The sequence below is a fragment of the Arthrobacter koreensis genome, from assembly GCF_035792275.1.
GTDB classification, from domain to species: domain Bacteria; phylum Actinomycetota; class Actinomycetes; order Actinomycetales; family Micrococcaceae; genus Arthrobacter_B; species Arthrobacter_B koreensis_A.
In genome coordinates, this window is sequence record NZ_JAMWKK010000014.1 from 48,423 (window position 1) to 74,425 (window position 26,003).

The 26,003-nt window shown below is 66.1% G+C and carries 34 protein-coding genes; 17 read left to right on the plus strand and 17 right to left on the minus strand.

The genetic code is table 11. The features are described from left to right. Positions 1-46 precede the first annotated feature (46 nt). Entirely contained in the window at positions 47-436 is a 390-nt protein-coding gene (locus NGB94_RS13680) for a hypothetical protein (RefSeq protein WP_325791227.1), read from the plus strand. A 21-nt stretch (positions 437-457) separates the two neighbouring features. Continuing rightward, entirely contained in the window at positions 458-1,015 is a 558-nt protein-coding gene (locus NGB94_RS13685; protein ID WP_325791228.1) for a TOPRIM nucleotidyl transferase/hydrolase domain-containing protein, read from the plus strand. Here the strand turns inward: NGB94_RS13685 and soxR are convergent. Beyond that, entirely contained in the window at positions 922-1,473 is a 552-nt protein-coding gene (gene soxR, locus NGB94_RS13690) for a redox-sensitive transcriptional activator SoxR (RefSeq protein ID WP_325791229.1), read from the minus strand. The genes NGB94_RS13685 and soxR overlap by 94 nt on opposite strands. A gap of 57 nt (positions 1,474-1,530) precedes the next feature. On the opposite strand from soxR, the gene NGB94_RS13695 reads away from it, so the two are divergent. Together NGB94_RS13695 and NGB94_RS13700 are read left to right on the plus strand one after the other, a co-directional pair. Then, positions 1,531-2,820 carry an MFS transporter gene (locus NGB94_RS13695; protein WP_325791230.1) on the plus strand — a complete coding sequence of 430 codons (1,290 nt, stop codon included), beginning with the start codon at positions 1,531-1,533 and terminating at the stop codon, positions 2,818-2,820. Positions 2,821-2,878: 58 nt separating this feature from the next. Further along, positions 2,879-3,229 (plus strand): nuclear transport factor 2 family protein, encoded by a 351-nt coding sequence (locus NGB94_RS13700; RefSeq protein ID WP_325791231.1) that lies wholly within the window; start codon positions 2,879-2,881, stop codon positions 3,227-3,229. Between the two features lie 78 nt (positions 3,230-3,307). Here the strand turns inward: NGB94_RS13700 and NGB94_RS13705 are convergent, their stop codons facing one another. Further along, positions 3,308-4,384, minus strand: a complete 1,077-nt coding sequence (locus NGB94_RS13705; RefSeq protein ID WP_325791232.1) for an alkene reductase — start codon at positions 4,382-4,384, stop codon at positions 3,308-3,310. Positions 4,385-4,412: 28 nt separating this feature from the next. After that, positions 4,413-4,838 carry a hypothetical protein gene (locus NGB94_RS13710; protein WP_325791233.1) on the minus strand — a complete coding sequence of 142 codons (426 nt, stop codon included), beginning with the start codon at positions 4,836-4,838 and terminating at the stop codon, positions 4,413-4,415. Between the two features lie 29 nt (positions 4,839-4,867). On the opposite strand from NGB94_RS13710, the gene NGB94_RS13715 reads away from it, so the two are divergent. Further along, positions 4,868-5,086: a hypothetical protein gene (locus tag NGB94_RS13715; RefSeq protein WP_325791300.1), complete on the plus strand. Its 219-nt coding sequence runs from the start codon at positions 4,868-4,870 to the stop codon at positions 5,084-5,086. Here NGB94_RS13715 and NGB94_RS13720 read toward each other — a convergent pair. Both NGB94_RS13720 and NGB94_RS13725 read right to left on the minus strand, forming a co-directional pair. Continuing rightward, a complete protein-coding gene (locus NGB94_RS13720; protein WP_325791234.1) occupies positions 5,083-5,796 on the minus strand; it encodes an NADPH-dependent F420 reductase in 714 nt (237 codons plus the stop codon). The genes NGB94_RS13715 and NGB94_RS13720 overlap by 4 nt on opposite strands. A gap of 119 nt (positions 5,797-5,915) precedes the next feature. Next, positions 5,916-6,251, minus strand: coding sequence for a primase-like DNA-binding domain-containing protein (locus NGB94_RS13725; RefSeq protein ID WP_325791235.1), 336 nt, complete (start codon positions 6,249-6,251; stop codon positions 5,916-5,918). Between the two features lie 138 nt (positions 6,252-6,389). Between NGB94_RS13725 and NGB94_RS13730 the strand changes: the two genes are divergently transcribed. The 4 genes from NGB94_RS13730 to NGB94_RS13745 are packed head-to-tail and all read left to right on the plus strand — an operon-like array spanning position 6,390 to position 10,602. After that, positions 6,390-7,121, plus strand: a complete 732-nt coding sequence (locus tag NGB94_RS13730) for a TetR/AcrR family transcriptional regulator C-terminal domain-containing protein (RefSeq protein WP_325791236.1) — start codon at positions 6,390-6,392, stop codon at positions 7,119-7,121. Next, positions 7,118-8,470, plus strand: coding sequence for a DUF2254 domain-containing protein (locus NGB94_RS13735; RefSeq protein ID WP_325791237.1), 1,353 nt, complete (start codon positions 7,118-7,120; stop codon positions 8,468-8,470). The genes NGB94_RS13730 and NGB94_RS13735 overlap by 4 nt, the downstream gene beginning before the upstream one ends. A 49-nt stretch (positions 8,471-8,519) precedes the next feature. Beyond that, positions 8,520-10,046, plus strand: coding sequence for an MFS transporter (locus NGB94_RS13740; RefSeq protein ID WP_325791238.1), 1,527 nt, complete (start codon positions 8,520-8,522; stop codon positions 10,044-10,046). Further along, a complete protein-coding gene (locus tag NGB94_RS13745) occupies positions 10,033-10,602 on the plus strand; it encodes a TetR/AcrR family transcriptional regulator (protein ID WP_325791239.1) in 570 nt (189 codons plus the stop codon). Before NGB94_RS13740 ends, NGB94_RS13745 begins: the two co-directional genes overlap by 14 nt. Positions 10,603-10,640: 38 nt before the next feature. On the opposite strand, the gene NGB94_RS13750 is transcribed toward NGB94_RS13745, so the two are convergent. From NGB94_RS13750 to NGB94_RS13765, 4 genes are all read right to left on the minus strand, one after another. After that, the gene (locus tag NGB94_RS13750) at positions 10,641-11,495 is read right to left on the minus strand and encodes an aldo/keto reductase (protein WP_325791240.1); all 855 of its coding nucleotides are present in this window, start codon (positions 11,493-11,495) and stop codon (positions 10,641-10,643) included. 195 nt (positions 11,496-11,690) lie between these two features. Next, positions 11,691-12,440: an NADPH-dependent F420 reductase gene (locus NGB94_RS13755; RefSeq protein WP_325791301.1), complete on the minus strand. Its 750-nt coding sequence runs from the start codon at positions 12,438-12,440 to the stop codon at positions 11,691-11,693. A 48-nt stretch (positions 12,441-12,488) separates the two neighbouring features. Then, a complete protein-coding gene (locus NGB94_RS13760) occupies positions 12,489-13,166 on the minus strand; it encodes an NADPH-dependent F420 reductase (protein WP_325791242.1) in 678 nt (225 codons plus the stop codon). Positions 13,167-13,217: 51 nt separating this feature from the next. Continuing rightward, positions 13,218-13,730, minus strand: a complete 513-nt coding sequence (locus NGB94_RS13765; RefSeq protein WP_325791243.1) for a hypothetical protein — start codon at positions 13,728-13,730, stop codon at positions 13,218-13,220. A 146-nt stretch (positions 13,731-13,876) separates the two neighbouring features. On the opposite strand from NGB94_RS13765, the gene NGB94_RS13770 reads away from it, so the two are divergent. Together NGB94_RS13770 and NGB94_RS13775 are read left to right on the plus strand one after the other, a co-directional pair. Continuing rightward, entirely contained in the window at positions 13,877-14,203 is a 327-nt protein-coding gene (locus NGB94_RS13770; protein ID WP_325791244.1) for a hypothetical protein, read from the plus strand. 58 nt (positions 14,204-14,261) lie between these two features. Continuing rightward, positions 14,262-15,512, plus strand: a complete 1,251-nt coding sequence (locus NGB94_RS13775) for a hypothetical protein (RefSeq protein WP_325791245.1) — start codon at positions 14,262-14,264, stop codon at positions 15,510-15,512. Between the two features lie 21 nt (positions 15,513-15,533). Here the strand turns inward: NGB94_RS13775 and NGB94_RS13780 are convergent, their stop codons facing one another. Both NGB94_RS13780 and NGB94_RS13785 read right to left on the minus strand, forming a co-directional pair. After that, on the minus strand, positions 15,534-15,755 hold the full coding sequence (locus NGB94_RS13780; RefSeq protein ID WP_325791246.1) for a hypothetical protein: 222 nt from the start codon (positions 15,753-15,755) through the stop codon (positions 15,534-15,536). A 49-nt stretch (positions 15,756-15,804) separates the two neighbouring features. Further along, positions 15,805-16,263 carry a MarR family transcriptional regulator gene (locus NGB94_RS13785; protein ID WP_325791247.1) on the minus strand — a complete coding sequence of 153 codons (459 nt, stop codon included), beginning with the start codon at positions 16,261-16,263 and terminating at the stop codon, positions 15,805-15,807. Between the two features lie 60 nt (positions 16,264-16,323). Between NGB94_RS13785 and NGB94_RS13790 the strand changes: the two genes are divergently transcribed. After that, positions 16,324-16,692: a VOC family protein gene (locus NGB94_RS13790; RefSeq protein WP_325791248.1), complete on the plus strand. Its 369-nt coding sequence runs from the start codon at positions 16,324-16,326 to the stop codon at positions 16,690-16,692. A 20-nt stretch (positions 16,693-16,712) separates the two neighbouring features. On the opposite strand, the gene NGB94_RS13795 is transcribed toward NGB94_RS13790, so the two are convergent. Continuing rightward, a complete protein-coding gene (locus NGB94_RS13795) occupies positions 16,713-17,444 on the minus strand; it encodes a helix-turn-helix domain-containing protein (protein WP_325791249.1) in 732 nt (243 codons plus the stop codon). Between the two features lie 215 nt (positions 17,445-17,659). Between NGB94_RS13795 and cynS the strand changes: the two genes are divergently transcribed. The 3 genes from cynS to NGB94_RS13810 all read left to right on the plus strand — a co-directional run bounded on the left by cynS (position 17,660) and on the right by NGB94_RS13810 (position 20,314). Next, positions 17,660-18,112, plus strand: coding sequence for a cyanase (cynS, locus tag NGB94_RS13800; protein ID WP_325791250.1), 453 nt, complete (start codon positions 17,660-17,662; stop codon positions 18,110-18,112). Positions 18,113-18,122: 10 nt separating this feature from the next. Then, positions 18,123-18,950, plus strand: a complete 828-nt coding sequence (locus NGB94_RS13805; RefSeq protein WP_325791251.1) for a formate/nitrite transporter family protein — start codon at positions 18,123-18,125, stop codon at positions 18,948-18,950. Between the two features lie 230 nt (positions 18,951-19,180). Then, positions 19,181-20,314, plus strand: a complete 1,134-nt coding sequence (locus tag NGB94_RS13810) for a Vms1/Ankzf1 family peptidyl-tRNA hydrolase (RefSeq protein WP_325786318.1) — start codon at positions 19,181-19,183, stop codon at positions 20,312-20,314. Positions 20,315-20,323: 9 nt separating this feature from the next. Here the strand turns inward: NGB94_RS13810 and NGB94_RS13815 are convergent, their stop codons facing one another. After that, positions 20,324-21,037: an alpha/beta hydrolase gene (locus NGB94_RS13815; RefSeq protein ID WP_325791252.1), complete on the minus strand. Its 714-nt coding sequence runs from the start codon at positions 21,035-21,037 to the stop codon at positions 20,324-20,326. Between the two features lie 70 nt (positions 21,038-21,107). On the opposite strand from NGB94_RS13815, the gene NGB94_RS13820 reads away from it, so the two are divergent. Next, positions 21,108-21,800 (plus strand): helix-turn-helix transcriptional regulator, encoded by a 693-nt coding sequence (locus tag NGB94_RS13820; RefSeq protein WP_325791253.1) that lies wholly within the window; start codon positions 21,108-21,110, stop codon positions 21,798-21,800. 131 nt (positions 21,801-21,931) lie between these two features. Here NGB94_RS13820 and NGB94_RS13825 read toward each other — a convergent pair whose 3' ends face one another. From NGB94_RS13825 to NGB94_RS13840, 4 genes are read right to left on the minus strand one after another with little or no spacing between them, the layout of a single operon-like run. Beyond that, the gene (locus NGB94_RS13825) at positions 21,932-22,729 is read right to left on the minus strand and encodes an SDR family NAD(P)-dependent oxidoreductase (RefSeq protein ID WP_325791254.1); all 798 of its coding nucleotides are present in this window, start codon (positions 22,727-22,729) and stop codon (positions 21,932-21,934) included. A 52-nt stretch (positions 22,730-22,781) separates the two neighbouring features. Further along, positions 22,782-23,672, minus strand: coding sequence for an amidohydrolase family protein (locus tag NGB94_RS13830; protein WP_325791255.1), 891 nt, complete (start codon positions 23,670-23,672; stop codon positions 22,782-22,784). Then, positions 23,672-24,211 (minus strand): carboxymuconolactone decarboxylase family protein, encoded by a 540-nt coding sequence (locus tag NGB94_RS13835; protein WP_325791256.1) that lies wholly within the window; start codon positions 24,209-24,211, stop codon positions 23,672-23,674. Before NGB94_RS13835 ends, NGB94_RS13830 begins: the two co-directional genes overlap by 1 nt. Positions 24,212-24,223: 12 nt before the next feature. Further along, complete coding sequence (locus NGB94_RS13840) at positions 24,224-25,063, minus strand: alpha/beta hydrolase (RefSeq protein WP_325791257.1); 840 nt, start codon at positions 25,061-25,063, stop codon at positions 24,224-24,226. A gap of 160 nt (positions 25,064-25,223) precedes the next feature. Between NGB94_RS13840 and NGB94_RS13845 the strand changes: the two genes are divergently transcribed. After that, entirely contained in the window at positions 25,224-26,000 is a 777-nt protein-coding gene (locus tag NGB94_RS13845; RefSeq protein WP_325791258.1) for an IclR family transcriptional regulator domain-containing protein, read from the plus strand. Positions 26,001-26,003 lie beyond the last annotated feature (3 nt).

A 26,003-nucleotide genomic window follows, 5' to 3' on the forward strand; every position in this document is an offset into this window, starting at 1 on the left:
CCCCCAGGACGCCGAGCAGCTGGACTACATCTCCCGGGGAGGCGTTATGCGTACGAAAGCTCTGGCCGCTGCAGGAATCGCGGGACTGATGCTCAGCGGGTGTTCGCCGGCCGAACCCGCACCTAAGGCCGAGCCTCGCCCTCCAGCTAACGAGAGGAATCTGGGTTCCTTCTCCGGGTCCGTAAACTCCGGCACGGAGGCCGGTTTTGGGGCACACGGGGAGGTGGTGGCCGCATATCTGAGCTGCGCGTCCGAAGGCGAGCTGCGCATCGGTGTCCTCGACTTGAAACCCGTCACGGTCATCTGCGGCACCTGGGAAGAACCCACGCGCACCGTCTTCGAAGGACTCACCGCCGGAGCCAAGCTCAGCTCCACTATTGAACCGGTAGATGAGCCCGTGGTGGTTGAGCTGGTGTTCACGGACGCCATGTCCTAGCCGCGGCGCCATACTGGGTGCATGCGCGCGACGACGGTCCTGGTCGAGGGCGAAAGCGACCGGCTGGCGGTGGTTGCCCTTGCACTGCGGGCCGGCCATGACCTGCCCGCCGAGCACGTGGATGTAGTTCCGATGGGCGGGGTCACCAACATCGCGCGGTTCCTCGCCAGATACGGGCCCGGCGGCGCCGGTAACCGGCTGCTCGGACTGTGCGACGAGGCGGAGGCCTGGTACGTCCGGCGGGCACTGGACCGAGCAGGAATCGGCGCCGGGGATCTGCCTGACCGTGGTTTCCAGGTATGCCGGGCCGACCTGGAAGACGAGCTGATCCGGGCACTCGGCACCGGCGTCGTGCTGGGAATCATCGCAGCCGAAGGTGAACTGGGGTCCTTCCGGCTGCTGCAGCGCCAGCCCTCGCTGCGGGAGCTGGGCGTCGAGGAGCAGCTGCACCGGTTCCTGTCCGGCCGTGCGGGCAACAAGATCCGCTACGCCCCGCTGCTGGTCCATGCCCTCCCGGCGGGAGACGTTCCGGAACCGCTGTCACGGTTGGTGGGTTCGCTCTCGGACCCCGAAGGCTGACCCGGCGGGCGATTCGCCGACCAGCGGGCGCCCGAACCCTCCTCCGCCGCCTGGTCCCGCGGATTGAGGATGCCGCAGGCGGACATCGAGAGGCAGCCGCATCCGATGCAATCCTCCAGGGACATCCGCAGGCTCTGCAGTTCTGCGATGCGTTGATCGATACGGTCTTTCCACGGCTCACTCAGCCGGGCCCATTCCCTGGGAGACGGCGCCCGTTCGGTTGGCAGCTGCGCCATAGTGGACTGGATCTCGGCGATCGTGAGACCGATCTTCTGCGCAGCGGCGATATAGGCCAGGCGCCGAAGGACCGTGCGGTGGTACACGCGGCGTCCGGCCACACGCTCCCGGCTCGCGATCAGCCCGCGCTCCTCATAGAAACGCACCGCTGAAACGGTAAGTCCGGACCGCTTCGCCACGACTGAAATGGGCAGCAGGGACTCAGGAGCGGACGGCGTCATAGGAAGCAGGGTACGCGAGTTGCGCTCAAGTTAACTTGAGCGCATACCGTCGCCGTCATGACCGGCACACATTCCCTCTCCTACCTGCAGGCGCTCAGAAAGCCCCGGCTGGCTGCCTTTCTCGCAGGAGACCTCGTGTCCCGGATCGGTGACGGCATGACGCTTGTGGCTCTGCCGGTCATTGTCCTTGGGTTGCCGTCCGAGTTGCCGGCGGCGCTGAAGCTGTCCCTGGTGTACGCGGTACCGCTTGCCGCGCCGCTGCTGGTCAGTCTGTTCTTTGGACTGGGAAGGAGACGATTCGATCCGGCAGTCACAACCGCTGCCGACTTCGTCCTGCGGATCAGCTTCTACGGTCTGGCTGCCGCGCTGGCGCTGGCCGGCACCCTCTCATTCGGCTGGCTGGTGGCGTTACTCAGCGCCGGATCCGTGCTTCGCTCGCTGGGATCAGGTGCCCGGCGCCTCTTCGCCCTGGGGCTGGCCGGACCGGAGGGCTCCTACGCGGTCAACGGGATGATCGGCCTCTCCCTGGGCGCCGGAATGTTCGTCCTTGGTCCTGCCTGCGGCGGCCTGCTCCTTCTCTGGGGTCCGGCGGCGCCGGCACTGCTTGCCAATGCAGGCACCTACGCTGTGCTGCTCGCGGCCTTACTGGCTGTCCGGCGTTCCGGGGCGGAGACACAGTCCCGCCCGGCGGACCAGTCAGCTGCCGTCTCTGGCTGGTCCATCCTCCGGAGCAAGCCCAGGATCCTGCGGCTGTTCGCCGTCCTCTTCCTGTACGACCTTTTCTACGCCCCGGTGGAGATTGCCCTGCCCCTGCTCATGCTCGACGACCTGGACCAGCCGTCGACGGCGCTGGGAACAATCTGGGCCTGCTACGGTTTCGGCGCGCTCGCGGGGGCGGTCGCGGTGAACTACCTTCGCCGGTTCCCGCCGGCCCCGGTGCTGGTGGGCGTCATTGCCGGCTGGGCCCTGTGCGTGGCAGCACTTGGGCTGGCCGGCACCGGAACGGCGGCTTTCGTCGCTTTTGCCGCCGCAGGATTCGTGTACGCCCCGTTCAATCCCCTGGTGTTCGTGGTTCTGCAGAGCCAGCTGGCAGAGCATGAACAGCAGCCCGTCTTCACGCTCTGGACTGCGGGCCTGACGGCAGCCCTCCCCCTGGGCCTCGCCGTCGCCGGCCCTCTTGTCACCGCGTTCCAGGCCTGGCAGTCGCTGCTCCTGTCAGCCGCCGTTTCCCTGGCCCTGGCCGTCGCCGCGCTGGCCGTCCTGCGGAACGAGCTGTGGCCGGACACCGGCGGTCGTCCGGGACGCAGGAACCGCCGGAGTGTTCCGGCGGAGACCAAAACTGGCTAGCGTTTCCTGCATTCGGTATTTGGTGCGGAACAGTGCACCTGCACGGAAAGGGCCTGGCATGAGCACCCAGCAGGAAATGGTCGAGAAGTACCTGGACGGCTTTCGCCGGAGCGACCACCCGGCGATCCTCGACTGCCTGACTGACGACGTCGTATGGCACATCCATGGCGCGTGCACGGCGCGGGGCAAGAATGAATTCGATGACGAGATCGGCGATCCGGGCTTCGAAGGCAGCCCGGACCTGTGCGTGGACCGGATGGTGACCGAGGGGGACACCACGGTCATCGCGGGCAGCGGCCACGGCCAGCACCGCACCGTCGGGTCCATCTTCTTCAACTACTGCGACGTCATCACATTCCGCGACGGCCTGATCAGCCAGGTGGATTCATACGTCGTCCCGGTCACCTGAGCCGGGCCGGCCCCGGGGCACAACAAACGGACGGCGGCCCCCAAACGATGGGGACCGCCGTCGTGCACCAAAGAAGGGCTAGGAAACCGGAGCGAGCTCCGGGTAGTCCGTGTAGCCGGCAGCGCCGTCGGTGTAGAAGGTGGCGTAATCGGGGGCGTTGAGGTCCGAGCCTTCCTGCCAGCGGCGGGCCAGGTCCGGGTTCGCGAGGGCGGGACGGCCGACGACGACGGCGTCAGCGAGGTCCTCATCAAGCAGGGAGAGGGCGGACTCGCGGGTGGTCTCCACGCCGAAGCCGGTGTTCAGGAGCACCGGGCCGTTGAAACGGCGGCGCAGTTCCTGGACCAGCTCATCGGCCGCGTCCTTGTGCAGGATGCTGAGGTAAGCCGGCTTCAGCGGCGCGATGCCGTCCACGAGGGCGGTGTAGGTCGCGAGCACGTCGTCGCGGTCGGTTTCCAGGACGTCCTGGATGTTGTGCTCCGGGGAAATGCGGATGCCGGTGTGCTCTGCGCCGATGGCTTCGGCCACGGCCTTGAACGTCTCGAGGACGAAGCGGGCACGGTTCTCCGGCGATCCGCCGTAGGAGTCAGTACGGGTGTTGGAGACGGGCGAGAGGAATTCCTGCAGCAGGTAACCGTTGGCACCGTGCAGCTCAACGCCGTCGAACCCTGCCTTCATAGCGGCCTTCGCGGCTGAGACGAACTCCTCGGTGACGCCGGGAAGCTCGGCTTCGGTCAGCGCGTGCGGCACCGGGTAGGGCTTCTTGCCGTCGTACGTGTGCGCCTCACCGGAGAGCGCGATGGCGCTGGGGGCCACCGGCTGGCGGCCGCTGACGTTTTCGTGGCCGACGCGGCCGGAGTGCATCAGCTGAGCGACGATGCGTCCGCCGGCTTCGTGCACGGCGTCGGTGACGCGCTTCCAGCCGGCGATGTGTTCCTCAGTGACCAGACCGGGCATCCGGGTGTTGCCCTGGCCGGTGAAGGACGGGTAGATGCCTTCACTCACGATGAGTCCGAGGGAGGCGCGCTGGCGGTAGTAGTCCACCATGATGTCGGTGGGGACGCCGTCGAGGCGGGCGCGCATGCGGGTCAGCGGGGCCATGACAAGGCGGTTGGGCAGTTCCATGGTGCCGACGGTCAGCGGTGTAAACAGGTTCACTAGGACGGGGTGCTTTCTCTCGATCGCATCAGGGCAGGGGTTGTCCCGACGTTCGTACACCCAGCGACAACCCGCAGTCCGGCCGCGGATATTCCGGCGGCCCGCCAAGATCACACCGCCGCTGACCGGTCCTGCTCCGGGGCCCCCGCGCGGGCACGGTGCGCGGGTCCGCCTTCATTGGACCCGAAGCAATAAAGAAGTTGTCCCGGAACAGCCCGGATGGATCCCAAAGCGCCTTCAGCGTCCGCAGCCACTGCAGGTGACCGGGCGGGAAAGCCCGGGCGACAACGTCGGGCCCGGTATCCGTCTCGAAGCTGAGGTACATGCCTTCCATCAAGGGGATCATCTCGTGCCAGCGCTGCTGCACGTCATCGGACCGGCTACCCAGCAGGGAGACCAGGAAGTTCGCGTCCCGCCAGCCGAACGCCGTCGAGTCGGCCGGATAGCTGCCCACCGCTCCCCCGTCAGGGCGCAGCCAAGACCATCGCCGCCCTTGAGCAGCTTGGCTACGTGGAGTCCGGATCCGATCCCGCCGACGCCCGCCGCAAGCACCTGCGTGTAACCGAACGCGGTTACGAAATGGTAGCCATCGGGCGGCAGACATTTGATGCCCTGCGGGAGCGCTGGGCCAAGGAACTCGAGCCGGGGCAGCTGGAACTGGTGGAGGACGCGCTGCGCCGGCTCGCGGCCAACCGCGCTTAGCCCTGAACCACGCGGCCTCGGCTGCCCGGTGCCAGTGCCCGCTGCAGGTTGCGGATCAGCTCATCGCGGCTTTGGCCGTCCACGGAGCGGTTCCATGCCATGGTCCCGGGAGCGGTGCGCCAGGATTCGCGGAGGGGACTGTTGTCCACGGTGTCGAAACCAAGGTCGTCGTAGAGGCGGGTCACCAGCTCGACGGCTTCGGGGTAGTCGCTGGAGACGCTCAGGGCCTTGCGGTCCGGAGCCCCGGCGGGACGGGCCATACGGAACAGGCCCGGCAGGTTGTCACTCGGAACCCGGATCGGCGAGCGCGCGTGGTGCTGGATGTGACTGAAAGCCTTCGCCACCTTCGAGGCGGGAAGCTGCTCCTGCCGCAGTTCGTGGACGGTCTTGAGGCCGGCGTCGATCTCCGGGTAGTTGCCGTCGCGCCAGATCATGTAGTTGTTGGTGTCCAGTACGGTCTTTCCGGCCAGTTCCTCCACCGGAAGCTCATCGTCCGGGCGGTACGGAAAGGCCATGACCGCGAAATCTGCCCCTGCGGCCGCCTCCGCTGCCCAGGCAGGGCGGGCACCCCGTCCCAGGGAGCTGATGAGCCCCCGCAGCGTGTCCGGGTTTTTCGAATTCGCGAGAACGATCTCGTAGCCGGCTGCGATGGCGGCCCGGGCAATCGTGCTGCCCGCCTGCCCCACGCCGAGGATGCCGATGGTGGTCATGGTGCCTGTACCTGCTTCCGTACGTGTTGCCGGCAGCGTTCCTGCCGATGCTTCACACGCTATGGAGGAGGCCTCCTCACAGCCAGACCCCCGTTGAGCAGGGGGCTTGTGAGGACCCCCTAGACCAGGGCCCCGAAGGCACTGTTGAGGCTGGGCCCTTTATCGGTCTCCAGGATGTACTGGATGGGAATCGGACCGGTGGCCGCCACTCCCTTGAGGACCCGCTCGTTGCGGCTCATGCCGGGCTCCAGCCCCTGGAGCCGCACTGCCTGAGAGAAGACCTGGACAACATGGGGTTCAATTCCACGTTGTTCGCACCAGATGACGTACATGCCATAGAGGTCTGCGACCGGAAGCATGTCCGTGTCATCGAGGTTCCGGACTATGCACTCGGCCAGAAATTCGGCCACCTGCTCATGTTCGATCCGCATAAAAATCTCAACTCTGACAGTCATGGGGTACTGCCCTTGGGGGGCCGCCCAGTGCCGGACGACCGCAGATCTACAATGTAGACCTTCTCTGTAGACTACGTGCTAAGCAACCTTACGGCTAGGGTTCCTAAGTAGCTCGTACGGCAGAGATTGGAAGAAACCATGTCCCCGGCAATCCAGCTTCCCGGCCAGCGTGGACCGGGAAGGTCCCGCCTGACCCGCGATCTGGTCCTTCGAACAGCCCTCGATCTGCTGGACGCGGAAGGCCTGGAAGCCCTGAGCATGCGCCGGCTCGCCCAAGCCTTGTACTGCGATCCCATGGCGCTCTACCGCTATGCAGCAAACCGCGCGGAACTGCTGGACGGCATCACCGAACTCGTCCTGAATGAAGTGGCAATCAACCAGCATGGGCAGGATTGGGAAGCCCAGCTCCGGCAGACGGCGCACGACTTCCGCCTCACCGCGCTCCGCCACCCTCATGCCGTGCCACTGCTGGTCACCCGCCCCCTCTCCACTCCGCTGGGGCTGCGCCCCCTGGGCATGCTGCGCCCCCTGGAGCAGATACTGGGCGTGCTGATCCACGCCGGGTTCGCGCCCAGGGACGCCCTGCATGTCTACCGGACCTACTACGGCTTCCTGTACGGCCACATCCTCAACGAGCTGCAGGAACTCATCGTGGACCCGGAGGAAGACGAAGCGCTCCTGCGCCTGGGGCTGTACCGGCTTCCACCCCGGGAATTCGCCACGCTCCGCCGTCTGGCACCTGACCTGGTGGCTTACGACGGCGCAGCAGAGCTCGACGAAGGGCTGGACATCCTGCTGTCCGGCCTGGCCCAGAAACTCGACGCCGCCGATCCGCACCCGGATTCCGGCCGAAGGCGGGTGCGCCGATGAACGCAGGCACGAAGGCACTCAGCCTGCGCATCGCGGCTCTGCGGTACCGTTTCGCCGAATCCCTGTTCCTCTTTCCTGCCCTGCTGATGCTGGGCGGAATCCTCCTCGCCGTTGGTGCCACGTCCCTGGATGCTGCCGTGGGACATGACGCCCGGATTCCGCTCACGCTGGCGATGAGCAGCAATGCCGCGACCTGGCTGCTGGCAACGGTGGCGGGTGCCATGATCACCACGGTAGGCGTCGTGTTTTCCCTGACCGTCGTCAGCCTGCAGCTCGCCAGCGGACAGTTTTCCCCGCGGGTGATGCGCTCCTTTATCCGAGACCGGCTCAGCCAGGGCGTCATCGGACTCCTGGTTGGCACGTTCTTTTACTGCATCCTCGTCCTTCCCAGCCTCAGCGGCGACCCCGCCGGTGCTGCACCCCGCATCTCACTGACCCTCGCCGTCGTCCTCACGCTGGTGACAGTCGTAGGCATCATTGCCCATCTGGATCACCTTTCCCGGGGACTGCAGGTGGGCAATCTGGCGCGGGCAATCGCGGCGGAAGGCAGACGGGTGGCGCAGGGGCTGGACCGGGTTCCGCATGGCCTGAGCCCTGCAGATCCGCGGGATTTCCACCCGCCTGCCAATGCCGCAGTGGTCCCCTGCACAGTGAGCGGCTGGGTCAGCCAGGCAGACATCACCCGCCTGCTCAAGGCCGTTCCGGCCGGCACGACAGTCAGGCTGGAAACCCGGATCGGGGCCTACGTCCACGCTGATGAAGCGCTCCTGAGCGTCTGGCCGGCACCCGGCGAGGCAGTCTTGGAGCGGCTGGCCGGAGCCATCGAGGTGGCAGACTCCCGCACCATGCTGCAGGACGTCGATTTTGCTATTCGCCAGCTGGTGGACGTCGGGCTGCGGGCCCTCAGTTCCGCCATCAACGACCCCACAACCGCCGTCGAGATCACCCTCCGGCTGGGCAGCCTCCTGCGCAGCGTCCTCACCGCCCCGCTCGCCCCGGAAGCACTGCGGGACGACGCCGGCCGGGTCATAGTCCAGCCGTGGAACCTGGACCATGAGGAGTATGTTGACCACGCCTTCGACCAGCTGCGGCAAAACTGCCTGGACCAGCCGGAGGTGGCGGCGGCCCTGCTCCGCGTTCTGCGGATGCTCGCCAGGCACGTCACCGAGCAGGGCCACCCGGAACGCGCGCATACCCTTCGCCGCCAGATGCAGCTGCTGCTTGAATCGCTGAGGAACCATCCCGGACTGCATCCGGAGGATCTTCGGCACCTCGAGTCCCTGTCCTCGGATGACACCGATCCGGCCGACCACAGCAGGCCGGCTCCCCAGGCACGGCCAGAACAGTAACAAACCGCTCGTTTTTACTAACGAACCATTTGTATTGTTAGCTGGGAACGTGAGCACTTTACCGAAGACACCGCCCCGCGCCGGACGCAGGGAATGGATCGCCCTGATCGTTCCGATCCTCGCCGTCACCCTGCTGGCCATCGACGGCACCGTCCTCTACATGGCAGTTCCCGCCCTGACGGCGGATCTGGCGCCCACCGCAACGCAGATCCTCTGGATCGGCGACATCTATTCCTTTGTCCTGGCCGGCCTCCTGGTGACCATGGGCAACCTGGCCGACCGCATCGGCCGCAAGCGGCTGCTGCTCATCGGCAGCGTGGCTTTCGGTCTTGCCTCCGTGATGGCTGCCTTCGCGCCGTCAGCGGAGATACTCATTCTCAGCCGCGCGCTGCTCGGGATCGCCGGGGCAACGGTAATGCCCTCCACACTGTCGATCATCCGCAACCTCTTCCTCGACCCGGTCCAGCGCACCCGTGCCATCGCCATCTGGTCCGCCGGCGCCATGGCCGGCGGTGCCGTCGGCCCGCTGGTGGGCGGCGCGCTGCTGGAGTTCTTCTGGTGGGGCTCGGTCTTCCTCATCAACGTTCCGGTGATCGCGGTAATCCTGGTGCTCGGTGCCTGGCTGCTGCCTGAATCCCGCAACCCCGACGCCGGCAGAATCGACCTGCTCTCCGCCCTGCTCTCGGTACTGGCCATCGTGCCGCTGGTTTTCGCCATCAAGCAGGCCGTGGGATCCGGGTTCGGCTGGCCCGGCCTGGCCGGGGCATTGGTTGGCCTGGCCGCGGGCTGGCTCTTCATCCGGCGGCAGCGCGGAATGCAGACGCCGCTGGTGGACGTCAGCCTGTTCAAGATCCCGGCCTTCAGCGGAGCGGTCGCCGCCAACACCCTCTCCATCTTCGCCTTCCTGGGCGTGCTGTTCTTCTTCTCCCAGTACCTGCAGCTGGTCCGCGGATACTCGCCGTTCTGGGCCGGCATGGCCGAGATGCCCGCCACCATCGCATCCATCGCCGTCGTCGCCGTCGTCGGCGTGGCCCTCACAAAACTGGGACGCGGACGCGCGATCGGTGCCGGACTCTTCGTCGGAGCGCTGGGCCTGGCGGCGCTCGGCGTCACCGAGGGCCTGCCCAGCTATTTGGGCATCGGAATTTCACTGGCCGTGATCGGCCTCGGAACCGGACTTGCGATGACGCTCTCCACCGACGCCGTCGTGGCGGCCGCGCCGCGCGAACGGGCCGGAGCCGCCGCGTCGATTTCGGAAACCGCCTACGAGCTGGGCATCGCCCTGGGCATCGCCGTGCTGGGGTCCGTGCAGACGGCGCTGTACCGGGCGCAGCTCCAGCTGCCGTCTGACGTTCCGCCGGAAACCGCTGCCGCCGTCCAGGATTCGCTGGCCAGCGCGGCCGGCCATCTCGGCGGAAGCAACCCGGAACTCCTCGCCACCGCACAGCATGCGTTCACCTACGGCATGCAGGTAACCTCGTTTATTGCTGCCGCGCTGCTGGTTGTTGCTGCCGTCATTGCCGCGCGGCTCATCCCCTCGGACCCAATCAAGGAAGAGAGCCGTGACCTCCACTGACGCCGCTGCAACGCGGGACAAGGAACGCACCCGCAAGGCGATCCTGGAGGCAGCATCCCAGATGCTGCATGCCCACGGCGGCGGTGTCAGCCTGGCAGACATTGCAGCAGCGGCAGGGGTCTCCAAAGGGGCGCTCACCCATCACTTCCCCAGCCGGAGTGCCCTGGAAGAAGCCCTGCTGGCTGATGCCTCCGAGAAGCTCTGGGACGCCGTCCATGCCCGGGTGGATCTCGCGGAAAACCGGCCCGGAAAGCTGCTGCGGGCCTACGTGCGGGCGCTGACGGACGCGGAGGACCAAGCGGTCCGCCAGGTTTTCTCCCCCACGTCCCTGCTGCTGATCATCGGCAGTGCAGAGCCGTCGGTGCAGCAGGTCATGGACGCTGATGCGGCACGCTGGCGGGAAGCGTTCGACGCCGACGGCATGGATCCCGCGGCAATGCTCGCTGTCCGCTTTGCCGCAGAAGGCATCGCAGAGTCCGTCGGCACGCCGTACCTCACCACGGAGGAACTGCAGGCCGCGCGGACGAGACTGCTGGAACTGGCCGAGCCTGCCTGACTGCGTCAGTGGGGCCGGTACCCGCGGGTGCCCGGGGGTTACTTCCCACTGAAGACCGGGAACCTGCTGGACCTGCCATAGTCGGTCACCCGCATGCCGTGCAGTTTCTCCATGTCAGCAGCGGAGATGACGAAGTCCACCTGCGCGTTGCTGCGCATGTGCTCGGGGTTGGTGGTTTTCGGCAGCGGCACGGTGCCCAGCTGCAGGGCATACCGGATGCAGAGCTGCGGCACTGTGACGGAGTAGCGCTCAGCCATGACGCGCACTTCCGCGTTCCCCAGGATCTCCCCGTGGGCGATGGGCGAGTATGCCTCCACAAGAATGCTGTTCTCGGTACAGAAGTCGACCAGTTCCGTGGGCGTGTTTCCCACGTGCAGCAGCACCTGGTTCACCTGTGGAGGAACAGTGCAAACGACGAGGATGTTCTCCAGGTCCGCCTGCTCGAAGTTGGAGACACCGATGGAACGCAGCTTCCCGGCGTCGTGCGCTTCCTCCAGCGCCCGCCACGCTTCCCGGTTGCCTTCTGCGTAGGACCCGCCGCGCCAGTCATTCCAGGGCTGCGGGCTGTGGATCATCATCAGGTCCAGGTAGTCCAGGCCCATGAGTGTCAGCGATCCGTCGATAGCTGACACGGCGCCGTCGTAATCCTTGATTTCGGCGGCCAGCTTGCTGGACACGAACAGCTCATCCCGCGGCACGCCGCTGGCCAGCACGCCCTCGCCCACGCCGCGTTCGTTGCCGTAGGCCTGCGCGGTGTCGATGTTCCGGTAGCCGATGCCGATGGCGTCCTGCACCGCCTGGGCCGCGACGCCGTCATCAATGAACCAGGTCCCGAATCCCAGCTTGGGAATGGGGAGGCCGTTGGCCAGGAAGTACGTCTCGTTCAGGATCATGGTCCGTCTCCTCCGGATTGGCGGGAACTGCTTCCTCCGCCATGGTCCCGCTCCTGCCCGGCGTGGGGAAGGTCCCCGGGAACCTCTCCGGCCGCCCTTCCCACGTTCCGGTGGTGCTGTTTACTGGTGTGACCACAGCAGTCACACACGTCACGGAGCGTGGGAAACCCGGCAGCGCTCCCGGACCAGGGCCGCTCAGAACCTCCGCTCAGCCACGTTTACCCGGGCAGCGGCGTCGAGCGCTGCCTGAACCTCCTGCACGGGAGTCGGGCCGGGAGGGGTGTCCATGAGCTGCTCGTCGGAGACGTTGGGGTCGGAGAAGTAGATCCGGCCGTAGGCCGGGGTTTCGGGCTCGAACCGCCAGCTCTCGGCCAGCGGACCGGCGTCGACCGTGTCGAAGCCCAGCTCGTTGAGGATTGCGGCCGCCTCGGCTTTGGCAGCGGCATCGTCACCGGCGATCGGCAGCGCAGAGCGGTCCGAGGAACCTTCCGGCCGGGCCAGCGCCGGGATGTGCGCTGCGGTGATGTTGTTGAAGACCTTAACGTACTGGTCCGTGCCCAGCTGGTCCCGGACCATTTCGCTGCTGGTGACGGCGCTGGTCACCAGTTCTTCGATGCGTCCGTCCCGGAAGGGGTAGTAGTTGCTCGTATCCAGCACCAGCTTGCCGGCGAGCAGCCCCTCGGGAAGGTCCGGCACTGCCTTGAGCGGGATGGAAAGTACGACGGCGTCACCCTGGTTTGCTGCCTCTTCCACCGTTCCGGCCTTGGCCAGCGGGCCCAGTTCAGTGACGAGGTCCTCCAGGGTTCCCGGCCCGCGCGAGTTTGCGATGACCAAGTTCATGTCCGCCGCGACAGCCAGCCGCGCCACGGCCGATCCAATGTTCCCGCTTCCGATGATTCCCAGTGTCGCCATGTCTGCATCCCTTCGGTGGTGGTTGTGGTGGATGCAAGCAAAGAGCGGGGCGGGAAAATTCCCGCTTTCCGCAGCCGGGCCTCACGCCACGGGTGCGGTTGCTCCAGCGAGTTCGCGCAGTTCCGCGGCAGTGAGCCGGGCACCGAACGCGGGCCCGCCGGGCTGCATAAAGGCGGTGCCGGCCAGGGAGTCCACCGTCACCGGGTCGTAGCCGATTCGATCGACGACGGCGGCAACGAGGGCAACAGCGTCTGCGTCGTTCCCGGCCACAGCCAGGCCGAGGCGCCGGGGATCGCCGGCGGGGCGGCGGTCCGGTTCCAGGTGGTGGTAGCCGGTGTGGTTGAAGGTCTTGACGACGGCGGCGCCCGGGAACATTTCCTGCACCACCTCGGAGGACGGCCGGTCCCCCGCAGCGAAAGCGGGAATCTCGCCGTCGACCGGCGGCCAGTAATTCATGGTGTCGATGACTACGTGTCCCTCGAGCAGGGCCGGATCGATGGTGTGCAGCCGGTGCAGCGGCAGTGCCAGGACCACCAGGTCTGCGTCAGCGACGGCGTCGTGGGTCCACTTCGGCTCCGCGCCCGGAGTGACAAAGCCGATCATCAGCGACAGCCGGTCCGGATCCCCGGAGGCGGACATCGAAACCCGGTAGCCGGCCTCGAGCAGTGAACGTGCGACGGCGGTCCCGGCCTTTCCGGCGCCGATCACGGCAACATGGAGGTCTCCGGCAGCGGTCAGGGAGGTCGGTTCAGCACTCATGTCTGCGGCAACGCGCGTTCCGGCGGGGACATTCCCGACCGGCTTCCGTCCCTAGTCCGGCGTTGTTCCCAGCTGGTCGAGGATCTCCGAAGCCCAGCGGGCCGCTTCCTCCAGTTCGCCGTCCAGGAGGGGGCCTTCGTAGCCGTGGACCCGGAACGTGCGCGGCTTGCGGCCGGTATCAAACCCCAGCGAGCGCAGTTCGTGCCGGGCAGCTTTGGCTGCTGACCCGGGGAGCCGCGGTTTGTCCACGCGGGTATCGAACACTGCCGCGGGGATCTGTGCTGCAGCGGGTGCGAGCCGATCCAGCCATTCCCGGATGCCGACGTCGGGCTCATGCGGCGCGCCGTGGGACTTCACCGCATCTGCGCGGGTCCGGGGCCGGGACATTGAGAAGGCATGTGTTGGTCCGCCCACCACCAGCAGGTCGAATCCGTCTGCTGTTGCGGGCGCCGAGCCGGCGTCGGACACCTCAACCTCCATGCCGCCGCCGAGCCGCTCCGCCACCGCCCGGGCCACCTTTGCGGTGTTGCCCCACAGGGATTCATAGACAACAAGTGCACGCATCAGGACTCCTCGGACGAAGGGGAAACGCTGTTGGTGCAAGCAGTGTAGGACCGGGCTGCGGGGCCCGTCAGCCCGAAACGGAACGGTGCTTGGACGCCGTTGCGGCAGGCCTTTACACGTCCTTGCGGCGGGTTCATCATGGGCGCATGAACCCCTCCTCCGAGACGCTCACTGTAGCGCTGGAAGACATCGGCGGTTCGTCATGGTGGGCGGGCATCCTCACTGTCCTTTCCTCCCAGTATGGAAGCACCCAGCGGCGGTTCGTGGGCCAGGTCGACGGCGAAACCAGATACAAGAGCTCCGCCTTTCCCGTCCCGGGATCGGTCGGACCGGTTCCGCCCCGGGAAGAGTGGGCTCCCGGGATGACCGCAGCGCTGGCGGAACTGAAGCGGAATCTGGCGAACGATGGCTGGAAGGAGTCCTCTCACGGGACGGAGCCGTGGTCCCTGACATATGAAAGGTCGACGCCGTAGCCAGGATCAAGAAGCGTCGAAGATGCATTTGTAGACAGCTGCAGGGAAAGGCATCTCAATGAGACTTCCTTCATCTTTCCGGCGGGTCTTTATCGCCGTACTCGCCTTTGGCATTCTGATTCTCGCGGGCGGAACAGGCGCCTTCGCTTCTTCCCCTGCCTCAGCTTCCCGGCTCGTGCCCGCTGCGGTGGACGATAATTCGGGTCCGCAGTTCTACAGCGGGGTGACCGTCAATGTGCGCGACGACGTTTCCGGGGACGTGTATGCGTCCGGCCAGAGGGTCACCATCGACGGAAACGTCACCGGTGATGTCATCGCAGCCGGCCAAACGATCACCATCAACGGAAACATTGACGGAAATGTGCGCATCGCAGGCCAGGACGTCACCATCAACGGGGAAGTGCAGCGCAGCGGCACCATCTTCGCTGCAAACATCGACGTGAGCGAGTCCGGTTCGTTCGGAGACGACCTCGTGGGCGCCGCGGGCGACATCGACATCGCCGGGGCGGTCGGGCGGGACGTAGAAGTGAGCGTCGGGACCCTCACCATCGACGGGCCGGTGGGCGGGAACGTCACCTACAACTCCGAGAACGAAGCACGCATCGCCGAGGGTGCCGTCAGCGGCAGCGTGGAACAGGTCGTCCCCCAGACGGCCCCCGAACCGACGCTGGGCGAACGGTTCGTGGGCTGGCTGCTTGGACTGCTCTATGCGCTGGTTGCGCTGAGCATCATCACGGTGCTCGCCGGATGGGCCTTCCCCCGGCTGCTGCACCGGGTGACGGACCAGCTGCTGCCCAGGCCCTGGAAGGCGCTGCTCGTCGGTTTCCTGGCGTGCCTGGCCGTTCCGGCTGCACTCTTGCTGGCCCTCGTCACCTTCATCGGGGCTCCCCTGGCACTCGCAGGCCTGCTGCTCTGGATCACGCTCACGCTCGCGTCGTTTGTCTTCGGCGCATATTACATCGGCAGGCTTGTGCTCCGCGGCCGTCAGCATCCTGTGGTCAAGGCCCTGGTTGGCGGAGTGATCCTCATTGTCGCGCTGCATATCCCGTGGCTGAACATCGTTGTGTGGCTGGCCATGGTGTTCCTCGGCACCGGCGCGCAGCTTCTGGCCATTTACGAGAAGCGGCCCTGGCGGCGGGTCCCGGAGGCGTCCACCCCCGGACCGCTCCCGGGTCCGGGTCCGTACCCCGGCCCGCAGCCCGGCACCGGTCCGTATCCCGGGGCGGCGTCCGGCCCGCAGGCGGGCCCGCCGTCGGGTCCCCAGACGGGTCCCCCGCCGGTACCCCCTGCAGGACCGGCGCCACAGTAGCGCGGCCGGGCCAGCAGGAGCTCAGCGCTCCGGCGCCGGCTCCTGCCAGCCGCCGCGGCGGGTCATGGACGGCGGGGCGGGCTCCGGCGCCTTCCAGACCACAATGAGCAGGGTGGCGATCGGGCCGAGGAGGATAGAAATGAGGAACCAGTTCCAGCGGGAGCGGTTCTTCTGTTCCGCCAGCCCTGCGTTGATCAGGGCGAGCGTAAACCAGAATGTTCCGTTGCTTACGTAGTTATCCATCGGGCCACCCAATCACATCCCGCTCGTTCGCCGATGGATGTCCGCACGGTTACTGCGATGACGGCGTCTTCTCGCTCCGCAGTGAGGAAATCATGCTCCTCAGGATCCGCAGGGCACCTGCCTGTTCTTCCTCGGTCATCCCAGCGAGCATCCGAACCTCGACGGAGCGGACGGCCGCGGTCGCTTTCCGGAGTTCCTCCCGGCCCTTCGGGGTGAGCTGTGCAGGCAGCGTTTTTCCGACCCGGGCCTCCTCCGGCCGCACCACATATCCGTCCCGCTCAAGGGCCTGCAGCAGGACGTTCATGGACTGGCGGGTCACAAAGGCGCCGCGGGCGAGCTCGGAGTTGGAGAGCCCCGGGCGCTGGGCGAGGAGTTCCAGGCACGAATAGTGCGTGACGGTCATACCCAGCGGACGCAGCACCGCTTCCATCGCAGTGCGGAGCTCGCTCGAGGCCTCTTTGAGCAGGTAGCCGAGTGATGTGTCGAGCTGGATTCCCTCTTGACTCATGTCAGTATTCTGACATACTTACCGATGTCAGATAACTGACATACACGAAAGAAGAGACTTATGCCTGTCACCGGCCCCGATTTCATTTCCCTGCAAGTGCGCGATCTCGACTCCTCACAAAAGTTCTACGAGCAGTACCTCGGCATGGTCCGCTCCCCCGCAGGCCCGCCACACGCCGTTGTTTTCGACACCGCGCCCATCGCGTTCGCCCTGCGGGACGTGGTGCCGGGCACCGATCTGGACTCGGTTGCCCAGCCCGGTCTCGGAACCGCCCTCTGGCTGCACGCCACGGACGTGCAGGCCATCCACGATGCCCTGGAAGCTGACGGCCACCGGATTGTCGCGGCACCATTCGACGGCCCCTTCGGCCGAACCTTCACGTTCGCGGATCCCGACGGCTACCACCTCACCCTCCACGACCGGATCTGATCGGCAGCGCCGGACCGGGCCTACACAGCCAACGACGCCGCCACCTGGCTGGGTGCAATGCCGTACCGCTGGCGGAACGCACGGGCGAACGATCCCGGATCGAGAAAGCCCGAGGCCAGGCAGGCCGTCTGCACGGCATGGCCCCGTTCCAGCAGTGCACGGGCGTGCTCGAGGCGCACCCGGCGGATCTCCGCCGCCGGCGACGTCCCTGCTTCGGCAAAAAGCGCCTGCACCGAACGGACGGAGAGGTGCGCGGTGGCGGCGAGTTCCGCCGTCGTAAACTGCGGGTCCGTGAACCGGGCGCTGATGGTGCGGCACAGCGACTCGCGCAGTTCGGCGCGCGCCTGGACCGGCGTGGTGCGCGGGCCCGGCCCCCGACGGCGCAGCTCCCGCACAATCTGTGCCTCCGCCCGCGGCTCCGGGCTGAAGCTCAGCAGCGTGGTGTGGCCGTCGCCGATGCTGCGGGTGGTCCAGCGCACCGGGCGTGTGTCCCCGGCGCGGGTGACAAACCATTCCGTTGCGGGCTTCGATCCGGAGGAACCCACGATCGGGCATTCGTGCTCGGGATAGGGCGAACCGTCCGGACGGCTGCGGTGCAGCAGGTCGTGGCTGGGACCGCCCACGACGTCGTCATCTCCGCGGTAGCCGAGGAAACGGATGGCTTCGAGGTTGGCGAGCGCCACGAGTCCCCGCGAGTCGATAACCCACAGCGGTACGGGTGCTTCGCGGACCACCTGTGTCAGCAGGTCCATGGGCCTCTCCTGTCCCGAACTCCATTTCCGTTCTGCTTCACCGTACGGACCGCTTCGGCGGGGTAGGTTGCGGCCGTGTTTCGTGCTCGTAAAACCCTGAGGTGGCTGCGCGAATCGCGCGGTGGGCTGCGCAAAAAGCCTGACGGGCGGCGTCGCGGCGCTCCTAGTTTGGGGTCAAGGCAAGCGCCCTCACCCCACCAAAACGGAGGCAGAACATGACGAACTGGAACACCACCCGCGATCAGGCCACCACCAAGGTCCGCACCGCCGTCGCCCGCTCGGATTCTTCCTGGGCGGAGCTCGCATCGAAGCTGCACCGTCCGCTGCTGTGGACCATCGCCGCGCTCCTGGGTTCGCACCCGGTGCCCGCGGAACTGGCAGAGAAGGCCGGCGAACTGCTGGACCTCGATGAGGAAACTGTGCTCGCCCTGCAGGAACAGCCGTACCGGGTTGCCGGGGATTCGTTGAAGGACGACCCAACGATCTACCGCTTCTACGAACTGCTGGCTGTCTACGGACCGGCACTGAAGGAAGCCATCCACGAGGAGTTCGGCGACGGCATCATGAGCGCCATCAACTGCAACGTCGAGCTGACCCGCCGCGAGGATCCTGAAGGGGACCGCGTGCGCGTGATCATCGACGGCAAGTTCCTGAAGTACCAGTGGTGAGGGGCATCCGATGAGCTACGTCATTCCCAAGGACTTTGCGGTTCGGATGATCGACGCCGGGCAGGCGAAAGTTGCCCTGTCCACGCGGGACACCCTGATCCGCAGCTACATGGCCGGCGCCATCCTGGCCCTGGCCGCCGCCTTCGCGGTCACGGTCAGCACCCAGACCGGATCACCCCTTCTGGGGGCCGTGCTGTTCCCCATCGGCTTCTGCATGCTCTATCTGCTGGGCTTTGACCTGCTGACCGGCGTGTTCACGCTGGTGCCGCTGGCCTGGCTGGATAAGCGCCCCGGCGTCACGCTGAACTCGATGCTGCGGAACTGGGGGCTGGTGTTCGTCGGGAACTTCGCCGGCGCGCTGACCACGGCTCTGCTGATGGCGATCGTCTGGACCTACGGATTCTCCGACGCGGTGAGCGAGGTAGGCCAGGCCATCGGACACATCGGCGAGGGCCGGACCGTTGGCTACGCGGACCACGGGGCCGCCGGCATGCTGACCCTCTTTGTTCGCGGCGTGCTGTGCAACTGGATGGTCTCCACCGGCGTCGTCGGTGCCATGATGTCCGACAGCCTGGCCGGCAAAGTGATCGCGATGTGGATGCCGATCATGCTCTTCTTCTACATGGGCTTTGAGCACTCCGTAGTGAACATGTTCCTGTTCCCGATCGGCCTGATGCTCGGCGGCGAATTCACGCTGATGGACTACCTGATCTGGAATGAGATTCCCACCGTGCTTGGCAACCTGGTGGGCGGGCTGACGTTCGTCGGCCTGATGATCTACGGGACCCATGCCCGGACCGCGCCGGGACGCCAGTTCGCGGCGAAGGTGAAGGTTTAGGTCCATTGGGACGACGACGACGGCGGCGGGCCGGTTTCCGGGGTTAGCCCGGGTGCCGGCCCGCTCTGGTTTCGGGCCGTGGGGTGCCTGCAGTCATGGACGCCCGAAAAGAGTCCGCCGGAAGCCGGGCCGCAGCTGTGCCGCACCTATAAATGCCGCCGATGCCGGTGCTAGCGTGAAGCAGGGATTGATTCGCTGTGGGGCCCCAGGCCCTGCGGAAGGAGATCGTCATGACCCGTAAACTCCACGAATTTGCTGACCTGTACCGGCGCAGCGGCCCTTGGTGCGTCGCCTACATCGACGCTTCCGCAGGGAACGTGGACAGCCTGGAAGCCGCAGAGGTCCGCCCTGTGGATGTCCGGAGGTCGCTGGCCCAGCAGGGCGCACCACCGGAGGACCAGGAAGCCGCGGAAACCGCGGTGCTGCCCGCCGAGGGAATTCCTTCCCCCGTCTCCCGTTACCTCCTGGTCCAGCAGGGCACGGTGGCCTTGAACGAACTCCTGCCCGGAGAGCTGGTGGTGCCGGAGCGCGTCTCGGTGGATCCCGTTCCCGATCTGCTGCCGCTGCTCAAGCACCGCCCCGAGGAGCTGCCCTACATTGTTGCGGAAGTCTCTCGGGAGGATGCTGAGATCCGCCTGCTCTTTGTCGGCCGCGAAGAGTCCTCCGTCGAGGATGTGGAGGGCGAGAAGGAAGACATCACCAAGCTCCCCGCGGGCGGCTGGTCACAGGACAAGTTCCAGCGGCAGACCGAGCAGGTCTGGCGGCGCAACGCGGACCAGGTCGCGGAGCAGATCGACCGGATTGTAGACAGCAGCGGAGCCAGGCTGATCGTGCTGGCCGGCGACGTCCGCGCGCGGGGACTGGTGCGGGACCAGCTCGCCGAAGCCCACAAGCCGCTGGTCAGCATGATCGATTCCCACATGCCGGAGTCCGGGGCTGGCCGCAGGGCGTTCGAGGACAAGGTCCAGGAACGGATTGCCCTGCTGTGGGCCGCGGAACAGGAACAGATTATGGATCGCCTGGCCCAGCAGCAGGGGCAGGCCAACCCGGAGTCCGCGACCGGTTTAGGCGGGGTGCTTACGGCCCTGCAGCAGGCCCAGGTGGACCTCCTGATCCTCAATGACAAAGCACTGGCGGACCACCAGCTGCTGGCCCTGGGAGCCGAACCCTGGGTGGCCAGCGCTCCGGAGCAGTCCCTCGGTGCTGAGGTCCTGGGGCAGGTTCCCGCTCCGGCAGCGCTGATCCGGGCAGCTGCCCTGACCGATGCCAGTCTGCTGCTGGTGCCCGACGGCGTCCTCCCGCACGGCATCGATGTTGCTGCCCTGCTCCGCTGGCCCACCGGCCCTGCGGCGCCGGGGAGCTGAACGGCCGTCTCAGCCGGCCGCAGCCGCAATAACCTCCGCCAGGTCACCCGGGCGGCTCCACATGGGCCAGTGCCCGGTGGGAAGGTCGAGGACCTCCACGTCCGTCAGCTGCGCGGTCTCGGCAAACATGGGATGCCCCGACCGGGCCAGCTCCATCATCTGAGCGCCCGGAATCGAGCAGCACACCAGCGTGGTGGGCACGTTTCGGCGGGCATCGTTGGACAGTTCGAGCGGCTCGCGCAGCACGGGACCGGGTTCCGGAACGGCGCGCGCCCGGAACCGGTCCAGGACCTCATCGCTCAGGCCTTCCAGGCTCGCCTGCTGCCCCAGTGACTCGAAGTCCGGCAGCGGCAGCTCCTCCACATCTTCAGGGAAGCCGGGCGCGAACACGCTGCCCGCTCCCACCGGCCCGGAGTCCACCCACACCATGCGGTGGATCAGCTCGGGGTGCCGGTCCAGCACCAGGCTCACGGGGAAATTGGCGCCGCTGTGCGCCACGAGGGTGACCGGCCCACCCAGGCCGGTAACGACGTCGGCAATTGCCGTTGCCTGATCCTCAAGGGTCCGCGTGGTGCGGGCGGGATCCCCGGGGTCGAGTCCGGGCAGGGTCAGCGCGGTGGCCTGGGCGTTTTTGGCGGCGAGGTGTTCCAGGACCTCATCCCAGGCCCAGGCACCCAGCCAGTGACCGGCGATCAGGACAATGGGGCTCTTTGGAGTGTTCATGTTCCAACCTTCACCCCTCAACCGGTCAGGTGTATGTCACTATTTATGTCATGAATTTTCGAGCAGTTCCATGAAGCGGACCGAGCGGCTCCTGGCCCTGTCCGAGATGCTGCGCCGCAGCGGCAACCGGGGCTGCTCGGCCGAGAAACTGGCCCGCGAATTCAGCGTCTCCGTCCGCACCGTCAAGCGGGACCTCGACGCGCTGGAGAACAGCGGCGCACCCATCTGGTCCCGCCCCGGGCCAGGCGGCGGCTACGGCCTGACGGCCGGAGGGTCCCTGCCGCCGGTCACCCTCTCCCCCTCGCAGGCGGTGGCGCTGATGGCCGCTGTTTCCGCGGCGTCGGACGCCCCGTACGCTGACCTCGCCGCGGCCGGCGTCCGGAAAATACTGGACGTCCTGGACCCGCGCACCCGCGCCCGGGCCGATGAGCTGGCTTCCCGCGTGTGGGTCAACGCCCCGCCCGCGTCATCCCGGGCGGTCCGGTCCGCCCTGGAAGAAGGGATGGCAGACCAGCGGGTGGTCCGCATCCGCTACACCGCCAAGGACGGGGCAGTGACCACGCGCGACGTCGAACCCATCCTTTTCGCCTCCACCAGCGGCCGGTGGTTCCTGGTGGGATGGTGCAGGCTGCGGAACGGAATCCGATGGTTCACCGTCTCCAGCATCGAACGGGCAAGCCTCACGGCGATGGCATGCACCGGGCACACCGTTGAGGAGGTCGGCGAACCGCCGGCGAACGCCCGCCCGGTGCACGGCGGGTAGCTGGCTGTTCGCAGGTTCCTGCGGAAGACTGAGCAGATCCGGCGGGGGAACGCGGATCAGGTCGCCGAGGAGATGCCCGGGCAAAGCCGGGATCCGGGCAGGAATGGCGGGGCTGATTCGTCCAGACTGGGTCAGTCGCACCTGGCTGTCATGCCGCCGTCGACCACAATTTCGGTTCCTGTCACGAACCGGGACTCGTTGGATGCCAGGAACAGCGCGGCGTTTGCGGTGTCCCGTCCATCTCCCATGAAACCCAGGGGAATGCGAGCCTGACGCTGCTTCAGCAGCTCCTCAACGTCGCCACCGGTCCGTTGCCCGGCCAGGCGCGATTCAACCATGGGGGTGTGGAGCTGCCCGGGTACCACGGTATTGATTCGCACGCCTTTGGGGCCGTACTGCACCGCGGTGACGCGGGAGAACTGGATTACGCCGGCTTTTGTCGAGGCGTATGCCACCTGGGGCGACCCCGTGTAACGCATCCCCGATGTGGAAGCTATGTTGATGATGGACCCCGATCCCGCGCGCACCATGTGCGGCAGAACGGCGTGGCAGGTGCGGTAGACGCTGGAAAGATTGAGCTCAATTTGCTGATTCCAGTCCTCTTCTGCCAGTTCGGCCGCACCGCCATGCTTGGACCCGCCGACCACGTTGACCAGCACATCGATGCGCCCCTCCGCGTCGATAGTGGACTGCACCAGCCGGTTGACGGAGTCCGAATCTGTAACATCGCAGGTCTGTGGAGTCACTGTTCCATTGTTTGCCCGAATGATTTCCAGGGTCGAATTCAGCGCTTCGGCACTGATGTCCGCGGCAATGACGCGGGCGCCTTCCTGCGCGAAGATGGCAGCGCATGCGCGGCCGTTGCCCCAGCCGGCGCCCACGCTTCCGGCCCCGACAATAAGTGCAACCTTGTCAGCTAAACGAGTCATGAAGATACCTCTGCTTCTAGTGAGAACGGATTTGTGATCGGCTGGATGCCCGTCAGGCGGGAAGAGGACCGAAACCGAACAACCGCGCCGGGTTATGCACCAGGAGCCGGGCGCGGTCCTCTGCGGAGGGCGCAATCTCTGCGATTCCACGAACAAGTTCGTGGTCCCAGGGGACGAACCCGTGGGTATTAGGGTGGGGAAAATCGCTGCCCCAAACGCACCGGTCCGGATGACTTTGGAACAGCTTCCGTGCGAAAGCCAGTCCATCGGACATTGACGGTGTCAGGTTGGAGATCCGGTCTGCGCCGCTAAGTTTTACCCACACGTTCTCCTTGGACAGGAGATTCCCAAGTTCGGCGACTCGTGGATCATCCGCCACCGGATCAGGATTAACCCTTCCCATGTGGTCCACCACCATCGTGAGGTCCAGCTGGTCGGCCATGTCGCTGAACTCATAGATGCCCTCATCCATGACGTGCACCTCCAGATGCCAGTTCAGCGGAGCGATGCGGTCCACGATCGCCCTGACGTCGTCGGTGGAGGGGGAATGGCCGAGGTGCGGGGCGAAATGAATCCGGGCGCCGCAGAACCCTTCGGCATCAAGCTGTTTAACCGTTCCGGCAGGTGTCTGCGGGTCGATGAGCGCGACCGCACGGTAAATCTCCGGGGCGCGCCGCAGCGCGTCGACCAGCACGGAGTGGTCCCTGCCGTGGGCGGCGGACTGGACCAGGACTGACCGGGCCACGCCCATCACCGTGTGCATTTCCTGGAGTGTCTCAAGCGGCACGTCTTCGGGGGTAAACGTGCGCTGCGGGGCGAAGGGAAAACGCTCATGCGGGCCGAACAGATGGACGTGCGCGTCGCAGCTGCCGGGCGGGAGCATGATGCCCGGCGGCTGAAAATCCCTGTGCGGACCGGGCGTGGTGACAGTGAGGCTCTTCATCAGCGGCCCCCTGCCCCAGCCACCAAGGCACGTCGGTCTTCCGGCTGAACATCCAGGGCTACCAGAAAACGGCTGACCATATTGTACGTCGCGGCTGTTGCCGTGATTTCAGCGAGACCGCGCTCATCGAAATGGGTGCGCAGCGCATTGAACGTGGCATCTTTGACGACCACTGACCTGGTCATTTCATCCGTGTAGCGCAGAACGGCGTCGTACACCGGAATGCCGGTAGACGTGGAATCTGACGCGATGACGGAGAGGACAGCTTCCGTCAACCCGGCCTTGCGCCCTATGCCGACGTGGGCTTCCCATTCATACCGTGCCGAGTTGAGATGGCCGACGCGCAGAATGATGAGCTCGCGCAGGTCATCCCGGAGGCCAAAGTCCTGCCGGACAGCACCCAGCAGGATGTTCCACCCCCTGGCGTAGGAATCACTGTGGGCAAGCAACTTGTCCAACGGCGTGAGGTGGCCTCCGCGCCGGGCTTTGGTTTCCGCTTCCACCTCGGGCGTGGTTTGGGCGTAGTTGATGCGTGGCATGGAGTCTCCGGTCTATTGAGGGGAAGCGTCTGTTTCCGGCAACGGCACGGAGCCGGCGAAACGAATGATGGCCTCTGCGCACTGCACGGGCCGTTCAGGGAGGAGCGCGTGACCTGCACCGGGCACGACCTCTTCCCGGACCCGCTCGCCCAGGTGCTCACGGTAAAGGTGGGGAATGACAACGGCATCGTGCTCTGCCTGCAGATCGAGGATCGGCACACCCCCCGCAGGAAAGTAGTCGTCCACTGGCGTCATTTCCCTGGCATGGGCCTGGATGCGGTGAGTCTCCCAGTTCCAGCCGCCGAGCCACTGCCGCGGGTCATGCCCGGGTGCAAAGAAAGCAGCCTGGAGGCAGCGGAGCCTCTCTTCCTCGCTCAGCGCCGGATTACCCGCTCCGTCAATTTCCGCGCGGAGTCTTCCATACGGACGTTCCGCGAGCCTTGCAGGCACTTTGCCGGCTGAAGCTGCCGCGAGGACCAGTCCCCTAACCAGATCCGGGCGGCTTTGGGCCAGCATCCGGGCTGGCTGACTCCCGAAGGCATGTCCCACCACGATGGCGTTCCGGATCCCCAGACCATCCAGGGCGATGGCCACGTCCGAGGCTAAATCCTGCATAGTGACGTCCTCGACCGGACCCCGGCTTCGGCCAAAGCCCCGTGGCTGCGGGCAGACGGTCTGGAAACCTGCCCGGTTGAGCCGTAGGCACACCTCATCAAAATCGCCTGCCCCTCGTCCGAGGGACGGCAGGAGGACTATCGGTTCACCGTCTCCGCGAACCAGTGTCTCGACGGTTACGCCCCCTGCGCTCGTCAGCACCGGCTGCTCCGACTCAGCCTCGGATAGCACACTCATGAATATTCCACTCCATTTTCGTTAGGCGTACAATCGTACGTCAGTTGAATCAATAATTGGGCATTTGCGTTTTAAAGTCAATCCAGCCGCGTCACCTGCCGACTACATGTTCATCTGACGTACAGTGGGGTGCCGTATAAGCCGTTTCAAGGAGAACTCTGTGTCCCGGGAAAACCCTGAAGTTATCGACTCCGTTGCCAAGGCCCTGGCGCTTCTGGAAGTTTTTTCGGTCGAAGAATCCGCGCTCACGATCAGCCGCGCCGCTGCTCTGACCGGACTCACGCGGCCCACCGCCCGCCGCATCCTGCTGACGTTGACCAACCTCGGCTTTGCCGTGCAGAACGAAGGCAGGTTCTCGCTGACGCCCAAGGTCCTCCGGCTTGGCTTCGGATACCTCGCGAGCCTGCCCTTCTGGGAGACAGCGCAGCCCCACCTGCGGCAGTTGGCCCAGTCCGTTGGCGAGTCCTGCTCCATGGCAACTCTGGACGGGGACGAAATCGTGTACCTGGCCCGCATTCCGGCCCAACAATCAGTGGCCATTCCGCTCAGCACAGGTTCACGGTTGCCCGCCTACGCGACCTCACTCGGAAAAGTCATGCTTGCGACCCTGAGCGAAGACGAGTTCACCGCTTATTTGGAGCGCACCCCCCTGGACGCCCTGACACCCCAAACCATCACGGACCCAGAGCTTCTCCGGCGTGAAATCGACCAGGTGCGGTCCCAGGGATTCGCAATCGTCGACGGCGAGCGGGAAGTTGGCGTCAGGTCCGCTGCCGCTCCGGTCCACCTGCGGGACGGACGTACCCCAGCTGCCATCAACCTCTCCGCGAACGGGATGCGGGTCTCGAAGGAACAGCTCCTCGAACGTTTTGTGCCGGAGCTGCTTAGGACAGCTGGGGCCATCAGCAGCGAACTGGGTTACGCCACCGTGCTGTGAACC

Excerpts from the sequence above, each read along its gene's own strand:
- NGB94_RS13680 (WP_325791227.1), top strand. The coding sequence starts at position 47 with ATGCGTACGAAAGCTCTGGCCGCTGCAGGAATCGCGGGACTGATGCTC.
- NGB94_RS13685 (WP_325791228.1), top strand. The coding sequence starts at position 458 with ATGCGCGCGACGACGGTCCTGGTCGAGGGCGAAAGCGACCGGCTGGCG.
- soxR (WP_325791229.1), bottom strand. The coding sequence starts at position 1,473 with ATGACGCCGTCCGCTCCTGAGTCCCTGCTGCCCATTTCAGTCGTGGCG.
- NGB94_RS13695 (WP_325791230.1), top strand. The coding sequence starts at position 1,531 with ATGACCGGCACACATTCCCTCTCCTACCTGCAGGCGCTCAGAAAGCCC.
- NGB94_RS13700 (WP_325791231.1), top strand. The coding sequence starts at position 2,879 with ATGAGCACCCAGCAGGAAATGGTCGAGAAGTACCTGGACGGCTTTCGC.
- NGB94_RS13720 (WP_325791234.1), bottom strand. The coding sequence starts at position 5,796 with ATGACCACCATCGGCATCCTCGGCGTGGGGCAGGCGGGCAGCACGATT.
- NGB94_RS13725 (WP_325791235.1), bottom strand. The coding sequence starts at position 6,251 with ATGACTGTCAGAGTTGAGATTTTTATGCGGATCGAACATGAGCAGGTG.
- NGB94_RS13730 (WP_325791236.1), top strand. The coding sequence starts at position 6,390 with ATGTCCCCGGCAATCCAGCTTCCCGGCCAGCGTGGACCGGGAAGGTCC.
- NGB94_RS13735 (WP_325791237.1), top strand. The coding sequence starts at position 7,118 with ATGAACGCAGGCACGAAGGCACTCAGCCTGCGCATCGCGGCTCTGCGG.
- NGB94_RS13750 (WP_325791240.1), bottom strand. The coding sequence starts at position 11,495 with ATGATCCTGAACGAGACGTACTTCCTGGCCAACGGCCTCCCCATTCCC.
- NGB94_RS13760 (WP_325791242.1), bottom strand. The coding sequence starts at position 13,166 with ATGAGTGCTGAACCGACCTCCCTGACCGCTGCCGGAGACCTCCATGTT.
- NGB94_RS13765 (WP_325791243.1), bottom strand. The coding sequence starts at position 13,730 with ATGCGTGCACTTGTTGTCTATGAATCCCTGTGGGGCAACACCGCAAAG.
- NGB94_RS13770 (WP_325791244.1), top strand. The coding sequence starts at position 13,877 with ATGAACCCCTCCTCCGAGACGCTCACTGTAGCGCTGGAAGACATCGGC.
- NGB94_RS13775 (WP_325791245.1), top strand. The coding sequence starts at position 14,262 with ATGAGACTTCCTTCATCTTTCCGGCGGGTCTTTATCGCCGTACTCGCC.
- NGB94_RS13780 (WP_325791246.1), bottom strand. The coding sequence starts at position 15,755 with ATGGATAACTACGTAAGCAACGGAACATTCTGGTTTACGCTCGCCCTG.
- NGB94_RS13785 (WP_325791247.1), bottom strand. The coding sequence starts at position 16,263 with ATGAGTCAAGAGGGAATCCAGCTCGACACATCACTCGGCTACCTGCTC.
- NGB94_RS13790 (WP_325791248.1), top strand. The coding sequence starts at position 16,324 with ATGCCTGTCACCGGCCCCGATTTCATTTCCCTGCAAGTGCGCGATCTC.
- NGB94_RS13795 (WP_325791249.1), bottom strand. The coding sequence starts at position 17,444 with ATGGACCTGCTGACACAGGTGGTCCGCGAAGCACCCGTACCGCTGTGG.
- cynS (WP_325791250.1), top strand. The coding sequence starts at position 17,660 with ATGACGAACTGGAACACCACCCGCGATCAGGCCACCACCAAGGTCCGC.
- NGB94_RS13805 (WP_325791251.1), top strand. The coding sequence starts at position 18,123 with ATGAGCTACGTCATTCCCAAGGACTTTGCGGTTCGGATGATCGACGCC.
- NGB94_RS13810 (WP_325786318.1), top strand. The coding sequence starts at position 19,181 with ATGACCCGTAAACTCCACGAATTTGCTGACCTGTACCGGCGCAGCGGC.
- NGB94_RS13815 (WP_325791252.1), bottom strand. The coding sequence starts at position 21,037 with ATGAACACTCCAAAGAGCCCCATTGTCCTGATCGCCGGTCACTGGCTG.
- NGB94_RS13820 (WP_325791253.1), top strand. The coding sequence starts at position 21,108 with ATGAAGCGGACCGAGCGGCTCCTGGCCCTGTCCGAGATGCTGCGCCGC.
- NGB94_RS13825 (WP_325791254.1), bottom strand. The coding sequence starts at position 22,729 with ATGACTCGTTTAGCTGACAAGGTTGCACTTATTGTCGGGGCCGGAAGC.
- NGB94_RS13830 (WP_325791255.1), bottom strand. The coding sequence starts at position 23,672 with ATGAAGAGCCTCACTGTCACCACGCCCGGTCCGCACAGGGATTTTCAG.
- NGB94_RS13835 (WP_325791256.1), bottom strand. The coding sequence starts at position 24,211 with ATGCCACGCATCAACTACGCCCAAACCACGCCCGAGGTGGAAGCGGAA.
- NGB94_RS13840 (WP_325791257.1), bottom strand. The coding sequence starts at position 25,063 with ATGAGTGTGCTATCCGAGGCTGAGTCGGAGCAGCCGGTGCTGACGAGC.